Consider the following 26,635-nt stretch of genomic DNA (forward strand, 5'->3'; position numbering starts at 1 on the left):
CCGGGGTGGGGGGTGGTTCAGTGGCACACCGATGGACCCCCACCCTCAATCCCTCCCCTCAAGGGGGAGGGAGGCGAAAGAGCCCTGAGTCCACGTCAATTTGAAATGTTCTAGCCGCGTCTTCGGACTCTCCACAGGAGCCTCAACCATGACCCTGACCATCAAGCTCATCATCCTTGCCATGGCCGCGCAGGTTTTTTTGTCGATGGGCATATTGGTGCTGTTGGGGCGCGAGCGCGTGCCGAGGATCATGAGCGGGGAAATCCCGGTCGCGACGATCGCCGTAGAGCGCGATGCCTATCCGCTCAAGGCGCGGCTGCTCTCGAACAATTTCGACAATCAGTTCCAGCTGCCCGTGCTGTTCTATGTCGGCGCCATTCTTTCGCTCTATGCGGCGCCGGGTTGGCCGGAGGCGGGGCTCGCCTGGCTCTTCGTTGCCAGCCGCTATATCCACGCCTATATCCACGTTACCCATAATCGCGTCACTCAGCGTTTCATGGCCTATGTCGCCGGCCTTGCGATCCTGGCGCTGTTCTGGCTATGGCTGGTCGTGCGCCTCGTCATCCTAGCCCCGAGTGTCTGATCCATGCGTTTTCCCGGCCGTCTGTCCGCTGCCATCGAAGTCTTGACCGATGTGGAGCAGCGCAAGCGGCCCGTTTCGGAGGCGCTGAAGGCCTGGGGCATCAACAATCGCTTTGCCGGGGCAGGCGACCGCGCCGCCATCGGCAATCTGGTCTATGACGCACTGCGCCGCCGGGCTTCCCACGCCATCGCCATGGGCAGTGACAGCCCCCGCGCGCTGGTGCTGGCCGTCGCCCTGCGCGATTGGGCCGAGACGCCGGAAAGCCTCAATGCGGCTTTTGCCTCCGATAGCCACGCCCCCGTGCCGCTGAGCGAGGAAGAGACCAAGGGCGCAACGGCCGATCTGGCCGCTGCGCCGGCCGCGATCCGTGCTGATGTTCCCGAATGGTTGGCGCCGTCGCTGGAGCGTGCCTTTGGCGCCGACTGGATTGGCGAGGGGGAAGCCATGACCGGCCGCCCCTCGCTCGACCTGCGCGTCAATGCGCTCAAGGCGGCGCCGGAAAAGGTGATGAAGTCGCTGGCCCGCTTTGCGCCGGAACCCGCTGCCATTGCCCCCTTCGGCCTGACCATGCCGGCCGGCCCACGCGATGCCCGTACGCCTAATGTCACCACCGATGAAGGCTATCTCAAGGGCTGGTTCGAGGTGCAGGACCAGGGCAGCCAGATCGTCGCCGCCCTTGCCGGCGCGCGCGAAGGCGAACAGGTGCTCGATCTCTGCGCCGGGGCAGGGGGCAAGACCCTGGCCCTTGCCGCGACCATGGGCAATTCCGGCCAGATTTTTGCCTATGACAGCGACCGCGCGCGCCTGGCGCCGATCTATGATCGCCTCAAGCGCAATGGCGTGCGCAATGCGCAGGTGCGCGCCCCCAATGATGGCGCGCTGGACGACCTCGTCGGCAAGATGGACCGCGTGGTGGTCGACGCGCCCTGCACCGGCACCGGCACCTGGCGTCGCCGCCCCGACACTAAGTGGAAGCTGACGCCGGAGCTCCTGGCGCAGCGCCAGTCCGAACAGGCGGCGCTCCTGGTGGAAGCCGCCCGTTATCTCAAATCGGGTGGCACGCTGGTTTATATCACCTGCTCGATCCTGCCCGAGGAAAACGACGACCAGATCACCGCCTTCCGCGCCGCTCATCCCGAATTTACCTCGGTCGATATCGCCGGGGCCTGGCGCAGCGCCCTGATCACCGATCTGCCTGCGGGCCTCGCGACCCAAGCCGGCGGCCTCTGCCTCACCCCCCGTCGCACCAGGACCGACGGGTTCTACGTGCATATGCTGCGCAAGGCGTAGCGCGGAGGTTACCGGTCTACTGTGCGGCCGGAGTGAACCACCCCAGCCTGCGCGACGTTATGGTGTCAGAATGCTGACACAGGAGCGTCGCCATGCACGCCACCACCACAGACTACCGCGCCCCCCAGTCCTGGGTCGCTCTTGCCGTCTTTCTTGTCCTGGTCATCGGCATCGGGGCGCTGATCGGTACGCAGTCCGTCCCCGGCGCCTGGTATGAGCAACTGACCAAGCCGCCGCTCAATCCGCCCAATTGGGTATTCGGCCCGGTCTGGTTCGCGCTTTACGTGCTGATCGCCATTGCCGGCTGGCGCATCTGGGTGGCCGCGCCGACATCGAATGCCATGAAATTCTGGGGCGGGCAGATGCTGCTCAATTGGGCCTGGTCGCCCATCTGGTTCCTGGCACAGCAGCCCTGGCTTGCCTTTGCGGTGCTCGTCGCCATGTGGCTTTCCATTGTCGGCTTCATCGTCACCAGCCGTCGCCACGACACGCTCGCTCCCTGGCTCTTCGCCCCCTATCTCGCCTGGGTGAGCTTTGCGGGCTATCTGAACTTGTCGATTGCGCTACTCAATCCCGGCGCATAGCAACCTTGCCCCACGTCGCACTTGCGGAATCCCCATGGCGGGGCTAAAGCCTCGCCATGCTGCACCCAGACACCGCCCCCCGCACCGACACCATTCTCATCGTCGACTTCGGATCGCAGGTCACGCAATTGATTGCGCGCCGCATCCGCGAAACCGGCGTGTATTGCGAAATCCATCCCTTCCAGTCGGCGGGCGCCGCCATGGTCGCGCTCAATCCCAAGGGCGTGGTGCTCTCGGGCAGCCCGGCCTCGACGCTGGACGACAACGCCCCCACCATCGACCAGTCGATCCTCGATGCCAATGTGCCGATCCTGGGGATTTGCTATGGCCAACAGGCTTTGTGCATGGCGCTGGGCGGTAAGGTCGAGGCTGGCCACCACCGCGAATTCGGCCGGGCCGAGCTGACGCTGCAAAAGCCAAATTCACTGTCCGAAGGCGTCTGGGACGTGGGCACCGACCATCAGGTCTGGATGAGCCATGGCGACCGCGTCGTCGCGCTGCCGGAAGGCTTTGAGGTCGTCGGCACCTCGCCGAATGCGCCCTTCGCCATGATCGCCAATGAGCAGCGCCGCATCTGGGCCGTGCAGTTCCACCCGGAAGTCGTGCACACGCCCGACGGCGCCAAGCTCTATGCCAATTTCGTGCACAAGATCTGCGGCATCCAGTCGACTTGGACCATGTCCGCCTATCGCCAGAAGATGATCGAAAAGATTCGCGATCAGGTCGGCTCTGGCCGCGTCATCTGTGGTCTTTCCGGCGGCGTCGACTCTTCGGTCGCGGCGGTGCTGATCCACGAAGCCATCGGCGATCAGCTCACCTGTATCTATGTCGATCACGGCCTGATGCGCCTGAACGAAAGCGAACAGGTCGTCACCATGTTCCGCGATCAGTTTAATATCCCGCTGGTCCATGTCGATGCGTCGAAGAAATTCCTCGGCGAGCTCGAAGGCCAGTCCGATCCCGAAACCAAGCGCAAGATCATCGGGCGCCTGTTCATCGAAGTCTTCGAGGAAGAGGCTAAGAAGCTCGGCGGCGCCGAATTCCTGGCCCAGGGCACGCTCTATCCGGACGTCATCGAATCCGTCTCCTTCACCGGCGGCCCCTCGGTCACCATCAAGAGCCACCACAATGTCGGCGGCCTGCCCGAGCGCATGAACATGCAGCTCGTCGAGCCGCTGCGCGAACTGTTCAAGGACGAAGTGCGCGTGCTCGGCCGCGAGCTGGGTATTCCGGACAGCTTCATCGGCCGTCATCCCTTCCCGGGCCCGGGCCTGGCCATTCGTTGCCCCGGCGGCATCACGCCGGAAAAGCTCGATATCCTGCGCCAGGCCGACGCCATCTATCTCGACGAGATCCGCAAGTCCGGCCAATATGACAAAATCTGGCAGGCCTTCGCCGTGCTGCTCCCTGTCCAGACCGTCGGCGTCATGGGCGATGGCCGCACCTATGAATTCGTCTGCGCGCTGCGCGCCGTGACCTCGGTCGACGGCATGACCGCCGATTTCTATCAGTTCGACATGAACTTCCTCGGCAAGACCGCCACCCGCATCATCAACGAAGTCCGCGGCATCAACCGTGTCGTCTACGACGTCACCAGCAAGCCCCCGGGCACGATCGAGTGGGAATAATCCGGGCCGCCGAAGCGACCCGGCCTGCCTGTAAAGCGGCAGTTACGACTGGCTGGATTACTGACCGCGCTTGCGGGCAGTCACTTCGATCTCAACCTTGATTTCCTCGACCGGGAAACCGCAGATGATTGTTGTGTTGGTCGGCCGCGGGTCTGAGAAGGTCTCGCCCAGGACCTTTGAAACGGTCATCACGTCAGCACGGTCGGCGACATAGACATTGAGGCGCACGATATCGGCAAGGCTGGCGCCACCCTCTTCAAGCGCCCGGGCAATGGTGCGCAGCGACTGCCGCGTCTGCTCTTCCGGATCGAACGAGATCGAACCATCGGGATTGTGCCCCGCTGTGCCCGAGACGAAAACCCATTCGCCATCGACCAGCGCGCGCGAATAGCCGGCCAGTTTCTCGAATTTCGATCCGGATGAAATGGCGCGGCGGTCCGTCGACATATTTTCGTGCTTTCTTGTTTGGGCCTAATCGCCCCATGGCAGGGCTGGTCGGCTCGTTCTAGCTCTAGGGCGCGTCGCTGGTGGAATCTTCGGTTGCGAGAATATCGAGCAACAGGTCTTGCGAGGCGCGGATATCGGCTTCGCAGGCCTCGCCAAGCCCATTCCAGTCACCATTCTTGATCGCCGTGATCATCGCGGCATGCTGGTCGGTGAAACCCGAACGATGTTCAGTCTTGAGCAATTCGCTCATCCGGTCCGAAAGAAAGCGCACATAAGGCCCGGATCGCAGCCAGAGATTTTCGATCTGGCTCAACAATACGGAACTGCCGGCAGCGCGGTAGATGTGGAAATGGAAGGCGCGGTTGGCCGCCGTCATTTCGGTATTGTTTCCGGCACTGGCACTGGCGCGGTGGTGCTCGAGAATTTGCTCGAGCCGGGCAATATCAGCAGGGCTGAGCTGCGGTCCCGCAATGCGCGCCGTGGCGCCCTCGACGATCATCCTGGCCAGGGTGATATCGCGCAGCTCCGGTGCTGTGATCGCAGGGACATAGGCGGTGCCGGACGCAGAAATGCTTAGCGCATTTTCCGATGCCAGCCGGCGCAGCGCCTCGCGCACAGGCATATGCGAGGTGTGAAACCGCTCAGACAAAGACGCGATGGTGAAGGCTTTTCTGGCTTCGAAAGCGCCGGACATCAGGGCATCGCGCAATTGCTCATAGACCAGATCATGCACAGTCTTGCGCGAAGAAACGGGTTTCAGCTCGCCGGTCGAGAATTTGCTTTCCAGCAATCGAATACCCTTTCCCACGCACGAACGCCCCTTAGTCTTTGCTAGTATGATCAAAGGACACTATCCGCAACACGGAAATGCCCGATCAACCGAGCTGCCGAACAAAGCCCGCCATGCGGTCCATTGCCCGGTCGATGTCGTCCAGCGACAGCGCTCCGAAGCAGATGCGAAGGCGGCCTTCGCCGGCCGTGCCATAGAAACTGCCGGCTTCCACCACTACCCCGGCTTCGTCCATCAGCCGCTCGGCCAGGGTTTGCGCCGACAGGCCGAGTTGCGACACATCGGGGAAAGCATAGATGGTTCCCTGCGGCCAGGCGCAGGTCACGCCGGAAATCTGGTTGAGCCGGGTGACCACGCGATCCCGCTTGGCGCGGTCGTCGGCGATGAGTTCCGCCAGGATCGCGGGATCACCGGTCAGCGCGGCCAGGGCGCCTTCCTGGATAAAGGTGTTCACATGGGTCACGTCATTGGCTGTGATCTTGAGGATGGCGCCAACCGCTGCCTTGGGCGCAGCCAGATAACCGATGCGCCAGCCATCCATGGCATAGCTCTTGGTGAAGGCAAAAAGCGTCACCGTGCGTTCGGCCATGCCGGGAAGCGACGCGATCGAGATGTGTTTGGCGCCGTCGTAGACGATTTCCTCATAGACCTCGTCGGACACCACGATCAGATCATGACGGATCGCAAGATCGGCCAGGGCCAGAAGTTCCGCGCGCGTATAGACGCGACCGGTCGGATTGCACGGATTGATCAGCACGATCATCTTGGTGCGGTCGGTAATGCTGGCCTCGATCCGCGCCGCATCGATGGCGTAGTCGTTGGCGGCGTCGAGCGGCACGGGAACGGCAATGCCCCCGGCCAGTTCGATCTTGCCGATATGCTGGGGATAGTAGGGCTCGAGCAGGATGACCTCGTCGCCATCGTCGATAAAGGCCATGAGCGCGGCATAGGAGCCGTGGGTCAGGCCATTGGTGACGACCACCTGGTCGGGCGTGACGTCCATGCCGTTTTGCCGCGACAGCTTGGCGGCGATAACCTGGCGGAGCGGCAGGATGCCGGGAAGGTCGGAATAATGGACCTTGCCCGCCTGGATGGCAGCGATGGTGGCATCCTTTATGTGCTGTGGCGTGTCGGCGGAGGGCTTGCCCAGCTCCATATGAATCAGGTCCTCACGGCCGCTCGACGCGGCGCGCGCATACATGCCGAAGGACTTTTTGGACGTGGCGGTAATTCGGCGGGAGAGCTGCTTCATAACTATAGGTCCTGGCGGCGATCTGTGCCGCTCAACTGTTCGATCATTTGGCCAGCATGTCCTTGAGGCGGGCCTGGACGAGCGCGGCCGAGGCGACCATGGGCGTAAACTGGTGAAAGGGGAGAGGGCGCAGCGGGCGGGTTGGAATGGGCAAGGTCTCGAGGCTTTCGCCGAGCGCGGCCCGTGCCAGCACGCGGCCCAGTTGCGCGGTCATGGCGATGCCGCGGCCATTGCAACCGATGCCGCCGAACCAGTTTTCGCCCAGCTGGTAGAGACGTGGCAGGAAGTCCGGCGTCATCGCTGCAACGCCGGTCCACACCACTTCGGGCGTCACGGCCTGGGGCAGCGCGAGCTCTTCGCTGAGCCGCTTCGCCACGGCCCGGCCGAGCCTGTCGAAGGCGCCAAAGGGAATGGCGGCCATGCCCCCGCTGATCAGGCGATTGTCGCGGTCCAACCGATAGGTGAACAGGTTTTGCCGCGTATCGCCGACCGGGCGACCATCGGGCGCAATGCGTTTGACCGTCGTCGGGTCGGCTGGTGTGGTGGCGATCTGGTAGACCCGCAGCGGCACGGTTGAGCGTCCCATGCGGGAAGCCACGCCGCTGGTGAAGGCATTGGTGCATTGCAGCACCGTCGTTGCCATCACGCTCGCACCTGAGCGCATGGTGAGGCGCCAAAGCCTGCCGTCGCGGTCGACCCTATCGACGCAACTGTTTTCATGCACGGTACCGCCCCGGCGCCGCACGCCTTGCACCAGTCCGCGCAGATAATCGAGCGGGTGGATGGTGCCGCCGTCTTGGTCGAGCAGCGCCCCGGAATAGATGTCCATGCCGGTCTGTTCGCGGGTCGCATCCGCGTCGAGGAACGATACCGGCCGGCCCAACTCCCGCCACAGCGCCGCGCGGCTGCGGAGCATGTCGGCGCTCGCCTCGCCATAGGCGGGATTGAGCCAGCCGCTTTGGCGCGCATCGCAGGCGATGTCGTCTTCCGCGATGATACTGAACACGGCGTTGGCGCCATCCCCCACAAGACGCAGCAAGGCGTTACCCCGCTCAGTCCCGAGCTTGGCACGGACGGCGTTGGGGTCAGCCTTGGCGAAATTGGGGACCACGAAACCCGCATTCATGCCGCTGGCCCCGGCGCCGATCTGGCCGGCCTCCAGCACGGCGACCGAACGGCCGGCAAGCAATAGCGCGCGTGCGGCGGTGAGACCGGTAAAGCCCCCGCCGATAATGGCGACATCCACCGAATGCGGCAGGTCGGTGTCGGTCTCGGCAGCGAGCCGCGCCGTGCGGGTCCACAGCGTATCCTGGAGGGGTGTGGTCATGGTCAGGTCCGGATCCGGGGATCGAGCAGGATGTAGAGGAAATCCACGATCAGATTGGCGATGACGATGAAGAAGCCTGCCAGCATGACCACGCCGATGATCACCGGGCGGTCCTGGGTCTGCACCGATTGCACGGCGAGCGAACCAATGCCCTGCAGCCCGAAGACTTGTTCGGTGACCAGCGCGCCGCCGAGCAGGGCCGCGATATCTGCCCCCAGCTGAGTCGACAGCGGCGAGAAGATCGATCGCACGCCGTGCTTATAAACGACCTTGCGCTCGGAAAGTCCCTTGGCCCGGGCGGTGCGGATATAGTCTTCGCCCAAAACCTCGAGCAATTGACCGCGTGTGAGGCGCGCATAGATGGCGGCGGAGGTGAAGGCCAGGGTGAACCAGGGCAGCATGAGATGCCACGCCCACAGCCCCGGATTGGGCAGGAACGGCCGGTAGCCGCCCGGTGGGAACAGGGTGAAGCCGGCCTGCCGCGGCACGAAATAGAGAAAATACAGCGCCGCCATGCCGAGAACGAAGGAGGGGAAACTCACGCCGATCAGGACGAACCCCTGGCCCAGCCGGTCGGCCAGGCTGCCGGGTCGCCGCGCCGACATGATGCCGATGGGTATGCCCATGCAGAGCCAGAGAATGACCGCCCCGACACAGAGCGAAATCGTGGCAGGCATGCGGTTGCTGATGAGATCGAGCACCGGCTGCTGGTTGCGATAGGAATAGCCGAGATCACCGCTGAGGCTGCGCCCGAGAAAACTCATATATTGCTCGATGATTGGCCGATCGAGGCCAAGGTTCTCGCGCACCTGTGCAACCTGGGCCTCGGTTGCCCTTTCCCCTGCGACCACGCGCGCGGGATCGCCCGGCGCAACGAAGAACAGCGTGAACACGAAGCCGCTCAGCATGATCAGGACGAGCGCGGCGAAGCCGATGCGGCTGGCGATGAAGCGGATCATGGCGCAGTCCCCACGGCGGTCTTTTTCTTCTTTTGCACCTTGTGCCGCATGCTGGCCGGGTCGAGCGCATCGCGCAGCGCATCCCCCAGGATGTTGAACGAGAGCGTGGTGAACAGCAGCGCCAGGCCGGGAAACAGCACCAGCCACCAGGCGAACATGTAGATCGAATTGTTGGCCGCCTCGGCCAGCATGCCACCCCAGCTCGGCGCCGGCGGAACGATGCCCAGGCCGAGGAAGGACAGTGTTGCCTCGAAGATGATGGAGGTCGGCACCATCATGGTCGTGTAGATGATGATCGGCGCACCCAGATTGGGCAGGATGTCGGTCACCATGATCGACAGATGCCCGGCACCCATCGATCGGGACGCGAGAACGAATTCGCGCTCCTTGAGCGAGAGCACCTGTCCGCGGATGACCCGGCCCATCGTCGTCCATGAGAAGAACACGATGACGGCAAGGCTCAGGGGCAGGCTGGGGCCGAAAACCGCCACCAGCGACAGCATGCAGAGCAGCACCGGGATACTCATCACCAGATCCATGAGCCGGCCCAGCACGACGTCGATCCAGCCGCCGAAATAGCCGGCCACGAGCCCGACAGTAATGCCGATGACAGCAGCCGTGAGCGAAGCGAGAACGCCTATGGCCAGCGAGATGCGGGCGCCATAAGCGAGCCGGACCAGGACGTCGCGCCCCAATTGATCGGTGCCGAAGAGAAATTCGCCGCTGGGCGGCACGGGCAGGCCGGTGGGTGTGAGGCCAGTGGTGAGGAACTGCGCGACCGGGCTGTGGCCGGTCAGGGCGGCAATGGCATCTGCACCCAAGGCAGCTGCGGCCAGCAGCACGATGAAGACCAGCGCGACGAGGCCGGCGCGGTCAGCCAGCAGCCGCCGCATCGTCAATTCGAACGAACCGCGTTGTTTGACTTCGGCGCTCATGGCGTGGCCCCCTGTCCGAGGGCGTCGGCAAGGCCGCCGCCTGTTTTTCGATAGTGCGGGTCGGCCGCGGCGAGCAGTTCGCGCGTATAGGGGTGCTGCGGGTTGTGATAAAGCGTTTCGGTCTCGCCACGCTCGACCACCTGTCCCGATTTCATCACCATAATCTCGGAGCTGACATGACGCACCACGGCCAGATCGTGGGAGATGAAAAGGTAAGACAAGCCCATTTCCCGCTGCAGCTTGCCGATGAGGTTGAGAATCTGCGCCTGGATCGACACGTCGAGTGCCGAAACCGGTTCGTCGAAAATGATGATCGAGGGCTTGAGCGCCAGCGCCCGGGCAATCCCGATGCGTTGGCGCTGGCCGCCGGAGAATTCGGCTGGAAACCGGTTATAGTGCTCGGGGTTGAGACCAACGATCTCCATGAGCTCGCGCACCTTGTTCTTGCGCTCGATGCCATGGGCGATGTTCTGGATGCGGAAAGGGTCGCCGATGATCGAGCCGACACGACGGCGCGGATTGAGTGATCCGAAGGGGTCCTGAAACACCATCTGCACGCGCTTGCGCATTTCAATCCAGCGCGCGCGATCAATGTCGACCACGCTCTCGCCTTCGATGGTGACCTCACCCGATGTCGGGGGCAGGAGGCCGGCAATGATGCGGGCCAGCGTTGACTTGCCGCAGCCGCTTTCGCCGACGATGCCGAGCGTCGTGCCGCGCGGCAGCTCGAGGCTGACGCCCTTGAGCACTTCAAGATTGATGCGCCTGCCGAACAGTGAGCGGCCGCCATAGGTCAGCCGAACATCCTTTGCGCTGACCACGATATCGCGTTGCGCGACAAGAGCTGCGGGCTCCGCTGGCACCGGGGCGAGCGCTGCCGCGGTATTGGAAGCCTTGTCCTCCAGCCAGCACAGTGACTGCGTGCCATCGGCGAAGGTTCGCAAGGGCGGGCGCTCTTGCCGGCATATAGCCATTGCGGCTGGGCAACGCGGCGCAAAGGCGCAGGCTTTCTGCTCGAGCAGCAGGCTTGGTGGCTGGCCGGGAATGGAAGGCAACGCGCCGCGCTTTTCCTGGCTGGGCGAGGAGCGCAACAGGCCGAGCGTGTAGGGATGGGCCGGCGCGGTCAGCACAGCCTCGCCGGGACCGAACTCCATGCGGTTGCCCGCATACATCACCATGGTGTGGTCAGCGATGGAGGAGAGCAGATCCAGATCGTGGGTGACCATGATGATGGCCGTGCCGAATTCGCGTCGCATCTGGTTGAGAAGGCTGATGATCTGCGCCTGCACGGTGACGTCCAGTGCCGTCGTCGGCTCGTCGGCGATCAACAGGGCAGGGCGCAGCACAATGGCCATGGCGATCATGACACGCTGGCGCATGCCGCCTGAAAACTGATGCGGATAGTCGTGGACGCGTTTTTCCGCATCGTGGATGCCGACGCGACCGAGAATGTCGATGACTTCCTTGAGTGCTTCCGCCTCGCTCACCTTGCGATGGGTGCGGATGGCTTCGACGATCTGTGCACCGATCGTGTAGAAAGGATGCAGGCTGGAGAGCGGATCCTGCGAGATCATGGCAATTCGATTGCCCCGCAGCTGCTGCATGGCGCGCGCTGGCAGGTCGAGCAGATTACGGCCCTCGAAGAGAATTTCGCCTGAAATGAGTGCGCCTGGCAGCAAACCCATGATCGCCTTGGACAGGACGCTCTTGCCAGAGCCGGATTCGCCGGCAATGCCGAACAGCTCCTCCGCGCCCACATCGAAGGAGACGTCGCGGGCGGCGTGCACGAATCCATCCCCGGTGGGGATGTCGATGCTGAGGTTGCGGACGGAAAGAACGGTCATAATCAGATCGGTCGCCAGGGGGCTGCGGTGAGGAGGCCGGACAAGCCGGCCTCCGTCGATTGGGGATGAGGCGCGATCAGCGGCTCAGCCACACATTGGTCCAGTCGCCATTGCCGCCAGCGGCATAGGGCAGGAAGTTCTGAACGGCAGCGCCGTGGTAGAGCACGGTGGTCTGCGAGATCAGAGGCACTGTCGGGGGATTGGCCATGACAATCTCGTCGACTTGGTTCCAGAGCTTGCCGGCTTCCTCTAGGTCCGACGTTGCCAGGGCGCGCGCCGCCACTTCATTGGCCTCTTCGTTGTTGTAGTCCGAGAAGTTGAAGGTGCCGTGGGTGCCGTCATAGGTGTATTGCGGCTGGAAAATCGAGCGCGCAGCACCACCCGGCCAATCCGGCGACCAGCCCGACGGCACCAGATCCCAGACACCGTTGAGGGCGTTGTCGAAATTGGTGATCAGGCGCGGATAGAAATCGGAAGCCGGGGTCGGCACCAGTTCGATCTTGAACCCGGCGGCCTCAAGGCTTGCCTGCAGCACCTGGGCTTCGGCAGCGCCGTTCCCCGCATTGCGGAACGGCATCTTGAGCGACAGCCCATCGGGATAACCGGCTTCGGCCAGCAATGCCTTTGCCTTGGCGGCATCGCCTTCGCTGTTCGGCGTCGGATAGGGTGCAAAGTCGTGGTGGCCCAGGATGCCGAGCGGGAAAATGCCGTTGAGCGGGGTGGCGAATTCAGGCCCGCCCAGCTGCTGCACGATGGCCGCCTTGTTGACCGCATAGTTCAGTGCCTGGCGCACCAGTGGATTGCGCAAGGCTCCGTCATTGTTCTCGGAAACCGTGTTGATCCAGATCATGCGCGAGGCGCCTTCGGCCAGCGTCGAGATCTTATCATCGCCCTGCATCGTCAGCATCTGCACGGTGACCGGTGGCACATTGATGTCATAGAGCATGTCGCCGTCGCCGGACTGCAACTGCTGCATGGCCGCATCGGGCTGAACGCCGGCAACGACTTCGATCGTATCGACATAGGCCTTGCGCAGCGGATCGCTCTCGGCGGTCCAGGCCGGGTTGCGCACCAGTGTGACCTGCGTGTCGGGTACGTAGGCGTCGATGGTATAGGGGCCGCTGGAAATGAAGTTCTCGCGGTATTCCGGGCTGTCCGGCAGATAGTCCAGCACTTCCACCGGGGCCGGGGTGGTGACGGGCAGGGTCAGCAGATAGATGAAATCGTTGGCCGCATATTTGAGGCGGAAGACCACTGTGTCTTCAGAGGGGGTTTCGATACCCGCGACATCGCCGGACTCGATAAAGGCCTTCATCGCCTCGACGGTCGGCTCCACCTTGGCAAAGTCAGCGCAGAACTCGGCATAGCCCACGATCAGGTCCTCGAAATAGGACACGGCGGGGTTCGGCAGCGAGGGATTGCAGATGCGCATGAAGCCGCGCTCGATATCGGCCGCCACGATCTGGCGCGCGCCATCCGGGGCGTCCCAATTGGCGCCCTGGCGCAGCTTGAAGGTGTAGGTCAAACCTTCGTCGGTCGGCACGGGAACGCTGTCCGCCAGGTCGGCCTGGGGTGCGATCTGTTCCTCAGCATCATTCGATGCGGCAAAATTGATCAGCTGGCGCGTGACGGCGCGGAAAAAGCTCCCGGTATCGGCGGTGGCCGGCGGGACCGTATCGAAGCGATCGACTTCGGCCGTGCCCAGAACGCGCAGTGTGCCGCCGGTCTGGGCGTCCTGCGCCATGATGCCGGTGGAGCTCAGCAAGGCGAGCGTGAGCCCGGCCAGGGCCATCCTGGCAGATGTGCGGTATGTCATGTGTTCCCTTTCTGCCAAAGCGGCAGTTCCCTTCAACCTCGAAATTTCAGGCGCGAACTTACCCCTTGCGCGCCGGAAATATCAGTCTGAGCATTTGATCAAACGATGCGATACTAGGAGCCACGCTCGGCAGATGTCAACGCGGTCGCCATCGGAAAATCACAAGGTGGTCGGCCTGATCACAGAAAAATGCCACTTTGTGATTTTTTGATCAAACGCCTTTACAGCGCTCGGCGATGGCGACACATTGGCGCCGCACAGGGACCGGGAAGCGGTCACTCAGCACATGCTCGTCCGGAGGAAAATCATATGTCAGCCATCGCTTTAACCAATGCCACGCTGTTCGATGGCGTGAAGGAAGAGGCCATTCCGGGCATGAACGTCCTCGTCGTGGACGGCCGCATCGAGGCGGTGACCGACCAGTCCATAACCGGCAAAGCCGTCACCGAATACAATGTCGGCGGGCGCACGCTCATGCCCGGGCTGATCGACGCGCATGCCCATGTTTTCGCAATCAATCTGGTGGCCGAACACGACCGCAATATTCCGCTCACCGAGATGACCGCCCGCGCCGTTCCGCGCATCCGCAAAATGCTCGACCGTGGCTTCACCAGCGTTCGCGACGTTGCCGGCGGCGATGTGGGCATCCGCAATGCCATTGCCCAGGGCTTCATTCCCGGGCCGCGCCTCTTCGTGGGTGGACCGGCGCTGAGCCAGATCGGCGGCCATGGTGACCATCGCAGCACCACCGACGAGAGCCTCGACATCGACCTGAATTCGAGCGCTTTCTACTTCACCTGCCGCATTGTCGAAGGCGTCGACAATCTCCGCAGCGTGGTGCGTAACGAATTGCGCAAGGGCGCCGACCACATCAAGGTTCTGGCCTCCGGCGGGGTGGGTTCGCCCAATGATGCCATCGAAGTTCCGCAATACAGCGAAGAAGAGTTGCGCACCGTGGTGCGCGAGGCAGCGGTGCGCGGCAAATATGTCTGCGCCCACGCCTATGAAAGCGCCGCCATCGCCCATTCCATCCGGGCAGGGGTGCGCACCATCGAACACGCCAACCTCATCAACCGCGAAACCGCCGCCATGGTGGCCGCTGCGGATGCCTTCGTCGTGCCCACCCTGGTCGCCTATGAGGTGACCGCCCAGCATGGCGAGCGCCTGGGGCTGTCGCCCTATGTCATGCAGAAGCTCAATATGGTCAACGATGCCGGTATCGTCATGCTCGGCCTCTGCGAAGATGCCGGGGTGAAGCTCGGTTTCGGCACCGATCTGATGGGCGACATGGAATTTGCACAATTGCAGGAGCTGACGATCCGCGCCCGGGTGCAGCGTCCCGTGGATGTGCTGCGGTCGGCGACTTCGGTCAATGCGCAGATCGTGCAGCGCCCGGACCTGGGCGTGATCGCGGCCGGCGCCACCGCCGACATCCTTGTGGTCGATGGCGACCCGCTCAAGGACATTTCCGTGCTTACTGCGCCGGAAAAGAACCTGCGCATGATCATGAAGGACGGTCAAATCTACAAGACCGACCTGGCCGCCAAGGCCGCCTGAGCCGTTCTTTTTGTTGCCCGATCCTCGAGTGCCGACCATGACCAGCCAAGCCCCTGCCGACCTGACATTTGAAACGCTGTACAGTGAGCCCAGCATTATCGGCACGCTGCCGATCGGGCAATGCTGGTCGGCGGATGGCACGCGCCTGGCTTTCCTTTGGAACGATGGCGGCCACACTTTTCGCGATGTGTGGATCTGGGATGGCGCGAGCCAATCTCGGCAGCGCCTGACGCATCTGGGGGAGGGACGCACCAGCGGCGAACCACAGGGTATTTCCGAACTCGCCTGGATCGGTGAGGGTCGGTTGGCCTTCGTGCTGGGCGGCCAGCTCTACGCCGTGGACGCGGTGGGGCAGGTGCTGCCTCTCGCCATCGGCACGCCCAATATTCACACCCTTGCCGCCGCGCCTGACGGTGCGTCGCTGGCATTCCTGTCGGGTAACGCCTTGCTGGCGCTTAGCACCGAAACCGGCGCGCAGCCTCAAACGCTGGTGTCGGGCTCCACCTTTGTCGGCGTCGAGTCTTTTCACTGGACCGAAGATGGCCGCCTCTGCTTCGTCGAGGCGGATGATACCAATACCCGCAAGATCGAGATCGCCTATGATGCGCGCGGCGAAGCGCGGCGGGACCGGTTTGTCCGCGCCTTCCCCGGCGATCTGCTGACCCGCCGTCGTGTGGGGCTGGTTGACACCAAGGGTGGCGCGCCGACCTGGTTTGAGCGGCCGGACGCCGAAGACGCAATCTGGGGTTATGGCGTGTCGCCGGATGGTCGTTCACTGTTCATCAGCAGCAGCGATCTCTCCATCAAGCATCACACGATTTATCTCTACGATACGGCTTCGGGCACGCGCAGCACGGCCTATGCCGCCCACGACCCCGCAAAGATCCGCCCGGACTGGCAGGTGGCATTCTCGCCGAACGGCGAGGGCCTGATCGTTCTCACCGATCGCGATGGCTACAATCACCTGCATCTGCAGCCCAAGGCCGGCGCGGCACTTCAGCCATTGACCGCGGGCCCTTGGGAGGTCGCAGAATTCTTCATCGACGCCGCGGGCGGCACTATCTACTTCATGGCCAATGCAGCCCACCCCGCCGAGCGGCACCTTTACGCGGTACCCGTGTCGGGTGGCGAGGTCACGCGGATCACCGGACCGGCCGGCATTCACGTTCCGACTTTTGCCCGCGATTTCAGCGCCCTCGTCGATCTTTTCAGCGATGACATGACGCCGCCCGAACTCTTCGTGCAAACCTTGATCGGCAAGACCGATCCCGTTCCAGTGACGCAATCCCCGCTGCCGGCCTTCGCGCAACGGCAATGGGCTGAGGTGCGCTATGTGAAGTTCAAGAGCCATGTGGACGGCGCGGAACTCATGGCGCGTGTCATGATCCCCCACGGTTTCCAGCCCGACGGCGCCCATCCGATGGTGGTCGGCTCGGTCTATTCCGATGGGCTCCTGAACCAGTGGGGCGGCCGGGCTGCGCATCCGAGCTGGGGCATCGACCAATATCTCGCGGCGCGCGGCTTTGTCGTCGTCAGTCCCGAAATCCGGGGAAGTTTCGGCCGTGGTCGCGAGTGGAACCGCGCCATGCTCAACAGCTATGGCACCCAGGATATCGAGGACATCGCCGACTGCGTCAAAACCCTGACCGATCTCGGCTATGCCGATCCCAAGCGTGTTGGCATCTGGGGCTCGAGTTATGGCGGCCTCATGACGCTGATGTCGCTGTTCAAGAAGCCCGGTTTCTATGCTGCCGGCTTTGCGGGGGCACCGGCGACCAATGTCTGGCACGCCTATCCCGAACAGGGCTGGATCATGGGCCTGACCGAAGGCGAGGACTTTATTGACCGCTATCGCAAACAGTCGGCCCTGTTCCATAGTGCCGGGCTCAAGGACCCTCTGACGATCCTGCATGGCACCAAGGACGAAGTGGTGCTCTACGCCGACACCTTGGCGCTGGTCGAAAAGCTCATCGAACAGGGCAAGAGCTTTGAACTCGTCACCCTGCCGGGCACAGGCCACGCCTGGGCCAAGCAAGACCGCACACTGACCCGCTTTGCCTATGGCAAGATGGCCGCCTTCTTCGAGCGTCACCTCAAGGCATAAGAGGCGGGGGTCCGGCAGGACGCTAGGGCAGGGCAAACCGCCTATGATGCTCCGTCACCTTCTGGAAGGCGTGTGCAGCATTCAGCAGCATGGGCTCTGCCAGCGGCTTTGCCACCAGCTGGATGGCATAGGGCAGGCCGTCCGGCGTAACGCCGCAGGGCAGGGTGATGGTGGGCACGCCGGCCATGGAGAAAGGCGAGGTGAAGCGGTGGAGCGCGAACATGGTTTCGTTGTCCATGGCTTCCACGGCGGCGCGGGTCGGCGGTGCCGTGGGAATGGCCGGCACGGCGATCAGATCAACATCGGCCATGGCATGGGCCAGCCGCCCCGCAAATTCCGTACGGTAGCGATAGGCCCGCTGCAGCCGCGCCACCGGCAAAGCGCGGCCGGTTTCGATCGCAAGGGCCAGCGGCTCTGAATAGGTCTCGCGGTGTCGGGCGAAATTCTCCGCATGCACCAGCGCCACATGCGCCGTGCAGATATCGTACCAGCGGTCGACCAGTTCGGGTTCGGGGGCCAACGAAAAGTCGGAAATGCGCGCGCCAAGGCCGGCATAGAGGTCAAGTGCACTTTCGATGGCGTCGAGCAGGCCGGTTTCAACCCCCTGCGCCAGCCACTGCCGCGGAACCCCGATCCTGAGCCCCGAAACCGGTTGGCCGAGTTGCGCCACATAATCGGGAACGGGGGCGACCAGGGTGGTCGGGTCTGCCGGATCGGCGCCGGCGACGACACCCAGCATGATGGCGACGTCCTCGGCAGAACGGGCGATGACCCCCACGTGATCGAGCAGGCCCGCCAGTTCGAAGGCGCCATGGCGGCTGATGCGGCCCCAGCTCGGCTTGAGGCCGGTGACGCCGTTGACGGCGCTGGGCATGCGGATGGAGCCGCCGGTGTCGGAGGCCATGGACGCATAACCGAGGCCCGCTGCCATCGAGACGCCGCTACCGCCCGACGAAGCGCCACCCCAGTGCTCTAGGCTCCAGGGATTGAGCGGCTCGTTGAAGGGCGGCACATATTTTCCGAATACGCCTTCGGCGAGGTTCACCTTGCCCACGATCACCGCACCAGCCGTCTGCAGTCGGTCGATGATGGTGGCATTGGTGGCGGCGCGGTGGTCGATGCGACTGGGCATGCCGGCAGTGGTCGGGACACCGGCAATGTCGAACATGTCCTTGACGTTGACGGGTACGCCATGGAGCGGGCCGAGCAAACGCCCCTCGGCGCGTGCTGCATCCGCCCGGTCGGCCGCAGCCAAAGCCGCCTCGGGCATAAGGGTAATGAAGGCATTGGTGCGCTCGGCCAATGCCGCGGCACGCGCGAGAATATGCTCGGCCAGGGCCCGGGCGGTGAGTTCACCCACCCGCAGGCGCTGCGCGATTTCGGCGAGGGACTGATAGTGGAGTGGCGTCATGGCAATTCGGCATAGTGGTGGACGGAGGCCTTGATCTTGGTGTGGGCCAGAACTGCGGCTTCGCTGAGATCGGCGCCCATGCCGGAATTTTTCCAGCCGCCGAAGGGCAGGGCAACGTCGAGAGCATTATGCACATTGACCCAGATCGAGCCGGCCTCGAGCTTGCGCGTCATATGATGCACCCGGCCAAGATCATTGGTCCAGATGCTGGCGCCGAGGCCGAATTCCGAGCCATTGGCCAAGGCGAGCGCCTCGGCATCGCTGTCGAAACTGGCGGCGACGAGGACGGGCCCGAAGATTTCCTCGCGCACCGGGGTCATGTCGGAGCGCACATCCGTCAAGACGGTGGGCGGCACATAGCTGCCCGGTCCCTCGATCGGCGTGCCGCCAACGACGACCCGGGCGCCTTCTGCAGTGCCGGCGTTGATAAGGTCATGAATGCGGCGTTGCTGGGCTCGCGTGACGACCGGCCCCATCTGTGTCGCCGGGTCGAGCGGGGAGCCGATGACGATGTTTCGCGCGATCTCGGCCACGCCCTCGATGACCTGATCGTAGAGAGATCGGTGCACATAGAGGCGCGAGCCGGCGCAGCAATTCTGTCCGTGATTGGAAAAGATGGCCCAGGCGGCCGCGGGAATGGCGCGTTCCAGCGGCGCATCCTGGAACAGGATCACCGGAGATTTGCCGCCCAGTTCGAGACTGCAGCGCTTGAAGGCGCCAGCGGCATCGACGGCGATCTGCCGGCCGACGGGGGTGGAGCCGGTGAAGGTCACCATGTTGACATCCGGGTGGCGCACCAGCGCGATGCCGGTCTCGGCGCCGCTGCCGGTGACGATATTGATGACACCCTCGGGAATGCCGGCTTCGAGCGCCAGTTCGGCAAAGCGCAGGGCGCTGAGCGGGGTCTGCGGCGCGGGCTTCAGCACTATGGTGCAACCGGCTGCCAGCGCCGGCGCGATTTTCCAGACCGCGATGCCGAGGGCGACATTCCAGGGCACGATCGCGCCGACGACACCGATGGGCTCACGGAAGGTGAAGCCCGCCATTTCGCCGTCGGGAATGTAGGGAATGGAGAGACGCGCCGTCTGGCCTTCGAGCTTTGTGGCCCAGCCGGCCATGTAGCGCAGGAAGTGGGCCGAATAGCCGACATCGACGCCGCGCGTATTGGCGAGCAGGCGCCCGGAACACAGGGTCTCGATTTCGGCGATCTCGGTTTCATGCCGTTCGAGCAGGTCGGCGAGCCGCAGCATGGCCAGTTCGCGCTCATTGGGGCGCATGCGGCCCCAGGCTCCGTTGAGTGCGGCGCGCGCGGCACGCACGGCGGCATCGACATCCGCCGCCGAGGCATCAGCAGCGCGAGCGAAGGACTGGCCCGTGGTCGGGTCGCTAAGGTCGTAGCTGGCTGCGGCGGCATGAGCCTTGCCGCCAATATGCATGGGGTGCGACCGGTCGAGATAGGCCTGCGCCGCCGTTCCAAGAGCCGAAAGATCGTTTTCCAAGCGGGGCATGCAAACCTCCTTCAAAAGATGGTTCGAGGAGTGTGCCGCGGCCCCGTCCGATGCGACAGGCGACGGCGGCAGCCTGTAGCCCGCCAGCGCAAAATTGTGGTGCCTCAACGCCCTGGGCTGCGCATCATCTCGGAGGGCAGGGCCCCGAAACTGGCGCGGAAGTCGCGGGCAAACTTGCTGAGATGATAAAAGCCATAGGTGGTGGCGATATCGGTGACGGTGCGCGAGGTCTCGGCCGCCTTGAGAATTTCCGCCCGCGCCGCCTCCAGCCGCATGGTCTTGTGCAGGCCCAGTGGGGTCGTGTCGCGGAACCGCCGGAAGCCGGCATGAAGCGAACGCCGGCTGACACCGGCGACGTGGACCAGATCGTCGATGCCGATATCATCGGTCAGATGGGCGCGCATGAATTCCTCGGCGCGGCGGATATAGTAGGGAATGGCGGAGCGCTGGTCATCGCCGAAGCGGTCCGACAGGCTGTTGGGCAGCGACAGGATCAGCGACACCAGCGCCATCTGGAACGAGCGCTGGACCATGGGCTGTTTCAAAAGCCCGTCGCCCATGTCGAGCGCCTGGCAGATCGAGCCCAGCGTGCTGAGAAAAAGGCGTGGAGCCGGGCCGCTATTGACCGCGTCGAGATCAAAATGCAGCGCATCGGGACAGCTGTTCTGCAACTCGGCACTGGCGGCGTGAAGCAGCACGGACATGGGGATTTGCAGGGTCAGCTGCTGGTAATCCGCCGACATCGACGACATCAGCGGCTTGCGTGGCTCCGCCAAGTAGATCATTCCGGGCCGGATCTGCGTCGTGGCCTTACCCTGGGACATTTCGGCACTGCCCGACAGCGGTATCTTGACCAGCAAATTGCTTTCGAGCTTGGGCGCCAACACGTCGACGCCGGATGCATCTGACTTGTAGGCGATGAAGTGCAGGTTCAGCTTGTGCAGCTTGGCGCTGTTGTGAACGAGGTGCAGCTTGCGGCCGCGACCGCGCAGGGAAAGGTCGTGCGGGGCGATGAGATTGGTCAGGTAGGTGCGGGCCTCATCCAGCGAACAGGCCTTCACCGGCGATTGCGTGGTGAAGGGGGAGCTGGCAAAGGCGCTGAAAAGGACGGGCGTTGCCGCCTGTGAATTCAGGTTGACGGCTATGGTCATCGAGCGGCCTCCAATTCCAATCAGGGGGCGCCCGGCGGACGATCCGCCGGGCGAAGGCGTCAGTCCACCAGGGGGATATTGTCGAGAGAATAGGGACGCTCGAGCGGAGCCACCCAGGTGTCGATATTGTCCGAGGTGAACAGCGTCGACTTGACCGTCAGGTCGGGATGCTCGCCAGTGGGATTGTCGATGGCGTTCTTCATCGCCAGGGCCACGGCCCAGCCGGTGGCATAGCTGTCGGGGTCCCAGGTGCCGGTGATGCGGCCATCGCGAACGGCCTGGATGGCGTCGTCGTCACCATTGATGCCGAAGATCATCACGCCTTCCTTGGACTGGCCGCCATAGATCGGCTTGCCGGAAGAGGCCAGCGCGGCGGAGATTCCCAGGGCGCTCTGGTCGTTATAGGCCCAGAACACCTGCGCATCGGGGAAGCGGAGGATTTCGTCGGCGGCGAGGGTCGAGGCGTTGGCAGCGGAGTCCTTGGTGTTGTCGACCTGGTCGATGATTTCGAGACCGGCGGCCTTTGCCGCGTTGGTAAAGCAGGTGACGTTGTTCTGGATGGACGGGACCGGAGGGCCACCCATGACGATGACCTTGGCCGCCGGGGCGCGCTCGGCGATCCAGGCGGCCTGCTGGTCGTAGGCGCCACCTTCGGTGCAGAGATTGGCGGCCCACCAGACCGAGCTGGTCACGCCTTCGCCGCTCGAATTGACGCCGATCACCGGAACGCCCTGGGCATTGGCGCGCGAATAGGCGCCGGCCACGGCGTTCGGGTCGAGCGACCAGGAGGCGAATGCCTTGACGCCAAGGGTGAGCAGGGTGTCGACATGGGAAACCTGGCGGTCGGCCGAGAGGTTGGCATCGAGCAGGCGCCACTGCCAGCCCAGATCGGCGGCAGCCTTCTCCATGGCCGCATTGATCACCTGCTGGCCCGGTTGGGCCGCGATGGGCGAGATGTAACCGATGGTGATGTTGTCCTGGGCGAAGCTCGCCGAGGCGGACAAGGTCGCCATCAATGCCGCCGCAGCGGCCAACACGATAGAACGTTTCATTGCAGTTCCCTTCCTTGGGTAGTCTGTTTTAGGCCCTTTCCCTCAGGGCCATCGGGTCCACACCCCTCGTGGACGCACCTTCCGCCGGGGTCAGCTTCCAGTGCTTTGCCTTTTGCGGCGCAGCAGCTGGCGCATCCCGCCCAGCCACACCGCGAAAATGAGAATTCCGCCGCTCACCATGCCCTGCCAGAACGAGGACACGCCGCTGAGCGTCAGCCCGTTCTGGATCACGCCCAAGAACAACACGCCGATCATGGTGCCGAAGACGCCACCCTCGCCGCCGGTAAAGGCCGTGCCGCCGATAAGCACAGCGGCCAGCACGGTCATCAGCAAGGTCGGATCGATCTCGGCCGAGGCCGAGGTCAGCCGGCCCACCTGGACAACGCTGCCCAGGCCGGCCGCGAGGCCGGCGATGACGAAGACGAAGAACATGACGCGCTTGACGTCGATGCCGTTGAGGCGTGCCGCTTCCATATTGGCGCCAATGGCATAGAGCGAGCGGCCGAACGTGGTGTAGCGCAGTACGCCGCCGGCGATGAGCAGCAACGCCACGTCGAAGGTGAGGATCATCGGCACCGCTCCGATATTGCCGTTGACGAAGGCATTGATCGGGGCAAATCCGGGGGCCGAGAAGACGCTGACGCTGACGCCGTCATTGATGATCAGCGCAAAGCTCTGGAACATGGACAGCGCGCCCAGCGTCACCACGAAGAAGGATATCTTGAAATAGCTGATCAGCGTGCCGTTGATGGCGCCGAGAAAGGCGCCGAACAGGATTGCCGCCGCCACCGCGACCGGGGTCGCCAGTCCGGCCGCCAGCAACAGGCCGAAGATCATGGCGCTTGCAGCGGTGGCGCTGGCCACCGACAGGTCGATGCCACCGGCGATGACCACATAAGTCGCGCCCAGTGCCAGGATAAACACCACGCTGTTGGATTTGACGATGTTCATCAGGTTCGGCCAGGTCAGGAAGACCGGCTGGGTGACGGCGAGAAAGGCGGCGACCAGCAAAAGGCTGACCAGCGCGCCGGTGTAGCGGTTCTGCAGGATGCGGCTGACGAGGGAGGGCGTCGCCGTGTAGCGGCCGTGGCCGTCTGCCTTGGCAATCGATTGTGCGGTCATGCTGACGCTCCGATGTGCTGGGAGGGGTGATGGTGCCGGTCGGCGCCGGCAACGGCGACATGGGCGATGGCTTCCTCGTCCGCCGAGGCGCGGTCGAAAATCGTTTCGAGACTGCCCTCGAAAAATACGGCGATCCGGTCGGCGATGCCGAGCAGCTCAGGCAGTTCGGAGGAAATAACGATGACGGCGGCGCCGGCCTCGGCGGCATCCTGCAGCATGCGGTAGATTTCGCTCTTGGCGCCGACATCGATGCCGCGGGTGGGTTCGCTCAGCACCAGGACGTCAGGGCGACGCACGAAGGTGCGGCCCAGAATGACCTTCTGCTGATTGCCGCCTGAAAGCGTGCCGATGGCGGGGGCGGACGACCCGGTGGCGACCCGATATGTCCTGATGGCCGCGTCGACCTGCGCCTGTTCGCCCCGCAGGTTGAGCAGGCCGCCGGCGCGGCCGATACGGTCGAACCAGGCCAGCGAGAAGTTTTCGAGAATGCTGCGGACCAGCAAAAGGGCCGAGGCCTTGCGATCATCGGGCACGAAGCCGATGCCGGCGCGGATGGCCCGGCGCGGATCGCCGAGACCCACGCTGCGCCCGGCGACATGGACCGTGCCAGTGGCAGGAATGGCGCCACCCAAGGCCAGGCCGAACTCGGCCTTGCCGGAGCCAACAAGGCCGGCAACGCCAAGGATTTCGCCCCGGCGGACGCTGAGGCTGGTGGGGCGCAGAGATCCCTGTGGCGTGGCCAGGTCGGCAATTTCGATGACTGTATCGCCCGCCGCGATAGCGCGCTTGCCGTAAAAATCCTGGATTTCTCGGCCGACCATCAGCCGGACAAGCTGGTCTTCGTCGGTTTCCGGCAGCGGCACGCTGGCAACGAACAGCCCGTCGCGCAGTACGGTGGCGACCGAGGCGGCGCTGTAGATTTCGGGCATGCGGTGGGTGATCATCACTACGGCCATGCCTGCATCGCGTTCCTTGCGCACCAGCTCGAGCAGGCGTGCCGTGGCCGCCTCGGAAAGCGAACTGGTGGCTTCGTCGAGAATGAGCACGCGGGCATTGGACGACAGCGCCCGGGCGATCTCGATCTCCTGGCGGATTTCGACGCTGAGATCGCTGACCTTGGCGCGGGGCGAGACATGCACATCCAGCCGCTGCAGCGCAGCCTCCGCGTCCCGCTCCAGTTGCGGCCAGTCGACGAGACCGATGCGGTTGCGGGGCAGGCGGCCGAGGAAAATGTTCTCGGCGACGGTCAGGGTCGGCGCCAGGGTCAGCTCCTGGCTGATGATGACGATGCCCATGGCGATGGCGGCGGCCGGGGAGGCGATGACCTGCTCGCGGCCATCCACGAAGATGCGACCGCCATCCGGCTGGATCATGCCCGACATCACCTTGGCCAAGGTGGACTTGCCCGAGCCGTTCTCACCGGTCAGAGCATGGACCTCGCCGGCCCGCACCACGAAATCGACGCCTTGCAGCGCCTTCACGCCCGGATAGGTCTTGGAAATGCCTTCGAGGCGCAGGATGGGTTCGGCGGCTTGGCTCATGCGGCTTGCCCCTGAATTGTCGCGGCGGCCTTTTCCGCGATCATGATGGTGGGGGCATTGGTATTGCCCGAAATCAGGGTCGGCATGATGGAGGCATCCACCACGCGCAGCCCCTCGACGCCGCGGACACGCAGCTGCGGATCGACAACGGCCATGGCGTCGGTGCCCATCTTGCAGGTGCCGACCTGGTGGGACACGCAGCCGCCGTTCTGGACCAGGTAGTCCTCGATTTCCTGGTCGGTCGCGGTCGCCGAGCCGGGCAGGTGTTCTTCGATGACAAAATCGGCCAGCGGCTTGCTGGCGGCCATGCGGCGGGCGAGCTTGAGGCCTTCGACGGCGATGCGGCGATCGCGCTCGTCCGAGAAATAGTTCGGCTCAAGCCGTGGCTGCGCATGCGCATCGGCGGAGCTAAGCGTGATCTGGCCGCGACTATTGGGTCGAACCGGACAGAGGAAATTGGCAAAGCCCGAGAACTTGAACAACCCGTCCTCGTAATAGCCGCCGCTGAACGTCTGAAACAGGAACTGCAGATCCGGCGTGGCGCTGTCGGGCAATACGCGCGCAAAGAGCGCGGCCTGGCCAGCCGGAACCGAGAGCGGGCCGCGGCGCGTCAGCAGCCATTGCAGGCCGACCTTCAACTGGCGGAAGCGGCTCATCATCACATCGTTCATGGTGATGGCACGATTGCACTTCCAGGTGATCTGCCCGCCATAATGGTCCTGCAGGTTCTGCCCCACGCCGGGGAGATCGAGGACCGGCGCAATGCCGTGCTGTGCCAGGTGCCGGGCATTGCCGATGCCCGAGAGCATGAGCAGGTGCGGAGACTTGACCGAGCCGGCCGAGAGAATGACTTCGCGGTTGGCCTTTGCCGTGACCATGCGGCCCTCGTGGCGGAATTGCACTCCGGTGGCTTTTTGCCCGTCGAGCAGCACCTTTTCGGTCATGGCGCGGGTGAGGACGGTGAGGTTGGGGCGGCGCATGGCCGGGCGCAGATAGGCCGTGGCCGCGGATTCGCGCCGACCGTTGCGCACCGTGGCCTGGAAATAGCCGGCGCCTTCCTGACGCGCACCGTTGAAATCATCATTGCGCGGAATGCCCTGGCTTTGTGCCGAACCAATGAAGGCGTCGCAGAGGGGATTGCGCTCGCGCAGATTGGTAACCCGTAGGGGGCCATCGGCACCGTGATAGGCGTCGGCGCCGTTTTCCTGGTTTTCCGCCTTCTTGAAGAAGGGCAGCACGTCCTCATAGGACCAGCCGACATTGCCGAGCTGGCGCCAGTGATCATAGTCCTCGGCCTGGCCGCGAATGTAGATGAGGCCGTTGATCGAGGAGGAGCCGCCCAAGACCTTGCCGCGCGGCCAGTAGATCGTGCGCCCGCCCAGGGCATGATTGGCTTCGGTCTGGAATTTCCAGTTCACGCGCTCATCGACGATCGTCTTGCCATAGCCGATGGGGATGTGGATCCAGAAGCTGTCGTCCTTGCCGCCCGCTTCGAGCAAAAGCACACTGTTGCGGCCGCTTTCGCTCAGCCGGTTGGCAAGGACGCAGCCGGCCGATCCGGCGCCGACGATGATATAGTCAAAGCTCTGACCGTCTTGCACGGTTCTGTCTCCACTTTTGGAACACCGGCCGGGGCAGGCCAGCATTCCCCCTCTCATTCCTGCCGCCGGTTCGCCGCCGGTAGGTCGTCGGGCGCCCTCACGCCCAACTCAGCTTAGTGTCGGGGTTTTGCGC

The 26,635-nt window shown here is 63.9% G+C and carries 21 protein-coding genes; 6 read left to right on the top strand and 15 right to left on the bottom strand.

What is annotated here, in order from left to right:
• Positions 1-148 precede the first annotated feature (148 nt).
• The 4 genes from DEVEQU_RS13980 (at position 149) to guaA (ending at position 4,085) form a co-directional block, all read left to right on the top strand.
• On the top strand, positions 149-583 hold the full coding sequence (locus tag DEVEQU_RS13980; RefSeq protein WP_126151219.1) for an MAPEG family protein: 435 nt from the start codon (positions 149-151) through the stop codon (positions 581-583).
• A 3-nt stretch (positions 584-586) separates the two neighbouring features.
• On the top strand, positions 587-1,873 hold the full coding sequence (locus tag DEVEQU_RS13985) for an RsmB/NOP family class I SAM-dependent RNA methyltransferase (RefSeq protein ID WP_126151220.1): 1,287 nt from the start codon (positions 587-589) through the stop codon (positions 1,871-1,873).
• A gap of 92 nt (positions 1,874-1,965) precedes the next feature.
• The gene (locus DEVEQU_RS13990) at positions 1,966-2,457 is read left to right on the top strand and encodes a TspO/MBR family protein (protein WP_126151221.1); all 492 of its coding nucleotides are present in this window, start codon (positions 1,966-1,968) and stop codon (positions 2,455-2,457) included.
• A gap of 56 nt (positions 2,458-2,513) precedes the next feature.
• Positions 2,514-4,085 (top strand): glutamine-hydrolyzing GMP synthase, encoded by a 1,572-nt coding sequence (guaA, locus tag DEVEQU_RS13995; protein WP_126151222.1) that lies wholly within the window; start codon positions 2,514-2,516, stop codon positions 4,083-4,085.
• A 57-nt stretch (positions 4,086-4,142) separates the two neighbouring features.
• On the opposite strand, the gene DEVEQU_RS14000 is transcribed toward guaA, so the two are convergent.
• From DEVEQU_RS14000 to DEVEQU_RS14035, 8 genes are all read right to left on the bottom strand, one after another.
• The gene (locus tag DEVEQU_RS14000; RefSeq protein WP_126151223.1) at positions 4,143-4,532 is read right to left on the bottom strand and encodes a RidA family protein; all 390 of its coding nucleotides are present in this window, start codon (positions 4,530-4,532) and stop codon (positions 4,143-4,145) included.
• A gap of 64 nt (positions 4,533-4,596) precedes the next feature.
• Complete coding sequence (locus DEVEQU_RS14005) at positions 4,597-5,322, bottom strand: GntR family transcriptional regulator (protein ID WP_126151224.1); 726 nt, start codon at positions 5,320-5,322, stop codon at positions 4,597-4,599.
• Between the two features lie 85 nt (positions 5,323-5,407).
• Positions 5,408-6,574: a pyridoxal phosphate-dependent aminotransferase gene (locus tag DEVEQU_RS14010; protein WP_126151225.1), complete on the bottom strand. Its 1,167-nt coding sequence runs from the start codon at positions 6,572-6,574 to the stop codon at positions 5,408-5,410.
• Between the two features lie 43 nt (positions 6,575-6,617).
• On the bottom strand, positions 6,618-7,901 hold the full coding sequence (locus tag DEVEQU_RS14015; RefSeq protein ID WP_126151226.1) for an NAD(P)/FAD-dependent oxidoreductase: 1,284 nt from the start codon (positions 7,899-7,901) through the stop codon (positions 6,618-6,620).
• Between the two features lie 2 nt (positions 7,902-7,903).
• Entirely contained in the window at positions 7,904-8,860 is a 957-nt protein-coding gene (locus tag DEVEQU_RS14020) for an ABC transporter permease (protein WP_126151227.1), read from the bottom strand.
• Entirely contained in the window at positions 8,857-9,795 is a 939-nt protein-coding gene (locus DEVEQU_RS14025; RefSeq protein WP_126151228.1) for an ABC transporter permease, read from the bottom strand. The genes DEVEQU_RS14020 and DEVEQU_RS14025 overlap by 4 nt, the downstream gene beginning before the upstream one ends.
• On the bottom strand, positions 9,792-11,639 hold the full coding sequence (locus DEVEQU_RS14030; RefSeq protein WP_126151229.1) for a dipeptide ABC transporter ATP-binding protein: 1,848 nt from the start codon (positions 11,637-11,639) through the stop codon (positions 9,792-9,794). Before DEVEQU_RS14030 ends, DEVEQU_RS14025 begins: the two co-directional genes overlap by 4 nt.
• A 76-nt stretch (positions 11,640-11,715) precedes the next feature.
• Positions 11,716-13,455: an ABC transporter substrate-binding protein gene (locus tag DEVEQU_RS14035; RefSeq protein ID WP_223214233.1), complete on the bottom strand. Its 1,740-nt coding sequence runs from the start codon at positions 13,453-13,455 to the stop codon at positions 11,716-11,718.
• Positions 13,456-13,764: 309 nt separating this feature from the next.
• Here DEVEQU_RS14035 and DEVEQU_RS14040 point away from each other — a divergent pair, with 309 nt between their 5' ends.
• Together DEVEQU_RS14040 and DEVEQU_RS14045 are read left to right on the top strand one after the other, a co-directional pair.
• Complete coding sequence (locus DEVEQU_RS14040) at positions 13,765-15,012, top strand: metal-dependent hydrolase family protein (RefSeq protein ID WP_164550411.1); 1,248 nt, start codon at positions 13,765-13,767, stop codon at positions 15,010-15,012.
• A 37-nt stretch (positions 15,013-15,049) separates the two neighbouring features.
• Positions 15,050-17,116, top strand: coding sequence for a S9 family peptidase (locus DEVEQU_RS14045; protein ID WP_126151231.1), 2,067 nt, complete (start codon positions 15,050-15,052; stop codon positions 17,114-17,116).
• Positions 17,117-17,138: 22 nt separating this feature from the next.
• On the opposite strand, the gene DEVEQU_RS14050 is transcribed toward DEVEQU_RS14045, so the two are convergent.
• From DEVEQU_RS14050 to DEVEQU_RS14080, 7 genes are all read right to left on the bottom strand, one after another.
• Positions 17,139-18,527, bottom strand: a complete 1,389-nt coding sequence (locus DEVEQU_RS14050) for an amidase (protein WP_126151232.1) — start codon at positions 18,525-18,527, stop codon at positions 17,139-17,141.
• Entirely contained in the window at positions 18,524-20,035 is a 1,512-nt protein-coding gene (locus DEVEQU_RS14055) for an aldehyde dehydrogenase family protein (RefSeq protein ID WP_126151233.1), read from the bottom strand. Before DEVEQU_RS14055 ends, DEVEQU_RS14050 begins: the two co-directional genes overlap by 4 nt.
• A 104-nt stretch (positions 20,036-20,139) precedes the next feature.
• Complete coding sequence (locus DEVEQU_RS14060; protein ID WP_126151234.1) at positions 20,140-21,186, bottom strand: AraC family transcriptional regulator; 1,047 nt, start codon at positions 21,184-21,186, stop codon at positions 20,140-20,142.
• A gap of 59 nt (positions 21,187-21,245) precedes the next feature.
• The gene (locus DEVEQU_RS14065; protein ID WP_126151235.1) at positions 21,246-22,238 is read right to left on the bottom strand and encodes a sugar ABC transporter substrate-binding protein; all 993 of its coding nucleotides are present in this window, start codon (positions 22,236-22,238) and stop codon (positions 21,246-21,248) included.
• A gap of 90 nt (positions 22,239-22,328) precedes the next feature.
• Entirely contained in the window at positions 22,329-23,360 is a 1,032-nt protein-coding gene (locus DEVEQU_RS14070; protein ID WP_126151236.1) for an ABC transporter permease, read from the bottom strand.
• On the bottom strand, positions 23,357-24,901 hold the full coding sequence (locus tag DEVEQU_RS14075; protein ID WP_126151237.1) for a sugar ABC transporter ATP-binding protein: 1,545 nt from the start codon (positions 24,899-24,901) through the stop codon (positions 23,357-23,359). Before DEVEQU_RS14075 ends, DEVEQU_RS14070 begins: the two co-directional genes overlap by 4 nt.
• Positions 24,898-26,547, bottom strand: coding sequence for a GMC family oxidoreductase (locus DEVEQU_RS14080; protein ID WP_126151238.1), 1,650 nt, complete (start codon positions 26,545-26,547; stop codon positions 24,898-24,900). Before DEVEQU_RS14080 ends, DEVEQU_RS14075 begins: the two co-directional genes overlap by 4 nt.
• Between the last annotated feature and the right edge of the window lie 88 nt (positions 26,548-26,635).

Origin of the sequence: Devosia equisanguinis, assembly GCF_900631955.1 — a bacterium.
Taxonomy (GTDB): Bacteria; Pseudomonadota; Alphaproteobacteria; order Rhizobiales; family Devosiaceae; genus Devosia; species Devosia equisanguinis.

Excerpts from the sequence above, each read along its gene's own strand:
- DEVEQU_RS14015 (WP_126151226.1), bottom strand. The coding sequence starts at position 7,901 with ATGACCACACCCCTCCAGGATACGCTGTGGACCCGCACGGCGCGGCTC.
- guaA (WP_126151222.1), top strand. The coding sequence starts at position 2,514 with ATGCTGCACCCAGACACCGCCCCCCGCACCGACACCATTCTCATCGTC.
- DEVEQU_RS14075 (WP_126151237.1), bottom strand. The coding sequence starts at position 24,901 with ATGAGCCAAGCCGCCGAACCCATCCTGCGCCTCGAAGGCATTTCCAAG.
- DEVEQU_RS14035 (WP_223214233.1), bottom strand. The coding sequence starts at position 13,455 with ATGACATACCGCACATCTGCCAGGATGGCCCTGGCCGGGCTCACGCTC.
- DEVEQU_RS13990 (WP_126151221.1), top strand. The coding sequence starts at position 1,966 with ATGCACGCCACCACCACAGACTACCGCGCCCCCCAGTCCTGGGTCGCT.
- DEVEQU_RS14065 (WP_126151235.1), bottom strand. The coding sequence starts at position 22,238 with ATGAAACGTTCTATCGTGTTGGCCGCTGCGGCGGCATTGATGGCGACC.
- DEVEQU_RS14055 (WP_126151233.1), bottom strand. The coding sequence starts at position 20,035 with ATGCCCCGCTTGGAAAACGATCTTTCGGCTCTTGGAACGGCGGCGCAG.
- DEVEQU_RS13985 (WP_126151220.1), top strand. The coding sequence starts at position 587 with ATGCGTTTTCCCGGCCGTCTGTCCGCTGCCATCGAAGTCTTGACCGAT.
- DEVEQU_RS14080 (WP_126151238.1), bottom strand. The coding sequence starts at position 26,547 with ATGCTGGCCTGCCCCGGCCGGTGTTCCAAAAGTGGAGACAGAACCGTG.
- DEVEQU_RS14060 (WP_126151234.1), bottom strand. The coding sequence starts at position 21,186 with ATGACCATAGCCGTCAACCTGAATTCACAGGCGGCAACGCCCGTCCTT.
- DEVEQU_RS14030 (WP_126151229.1), bottom strand. The coding sequence starts at position 11,639 with ATGACCGTTCTTTCCGTCCGCAACCTCAGCATCGACATCCCCACCGGG.
- DEVEQU_RS14020 (WP_126151227.1), bottom strand. The coding sequence starts at position 8,860 with ATGATCCGCTTCATCGCCAGCCGCATCGGCTTCGCCGCGCTCGTCCTG.
- DEVEQU_RS14025 (WP_126151228.1), bottom strand. The coding sequence starts at position 9,795 with ATGAGCGCCGAAGTCAAACAACGCGGTTCGTTCGAATTGACGATGCGG.
- DEVEQU_RS14010 (WP_126151225.1), bottom strand. The coding sequence starts at position 6,574 with ATGAAGCAGCTCTCCCGCCGAATTACCGCCACGTCCAAAAAGTCCTTC.
- DEVEQU_RS14040 (WP_164550411.1), top strand. The coding sequence starts at position 13,765 with ATGTCAGCCATCGCTTTAACCAATGCCACGCTGTTCGATGGCGTGAAG.
- DEVEQU_RS14050 (WP_126151232.1), bottom strand. The coding sequence starts at position 18,527 with ATGACGCCACTCCACTATCAGTCCCTCGCCGAAATCGCGCAGCGCCTG.
- DEVEQU_RS14000 (WP_126151223.1), bottom strand. The coding sequence starts at position 4,532 with ATGTCGACGGACCGCCGCGCCATTTCATCCGGATCGAAATTCGAGAAA.
- DEVEQU_RS14045 (WP_126151231.1), top strand. The coding sequence starts at position 15,050 with ATGACCAGCCAAGCCCCTGCCGACCTGACATTTGAAACGCTGTACAGT.
- DEVEQU_RS13980 (WP_126151219.1), top strand. The coding sequence starts at position 149 with ATGACCCTGACCATCAAGCTCATCATCCTTGCCATGGCCGCGCAGGTT.
- DEVEQU_RS14070 (WP_126151236.1), bottom strand. The coding sequence starts at position 23,360 with ATGACCGCACAATCGATTGCCAAGGCAGACGGCCACGGCCGCTACACG.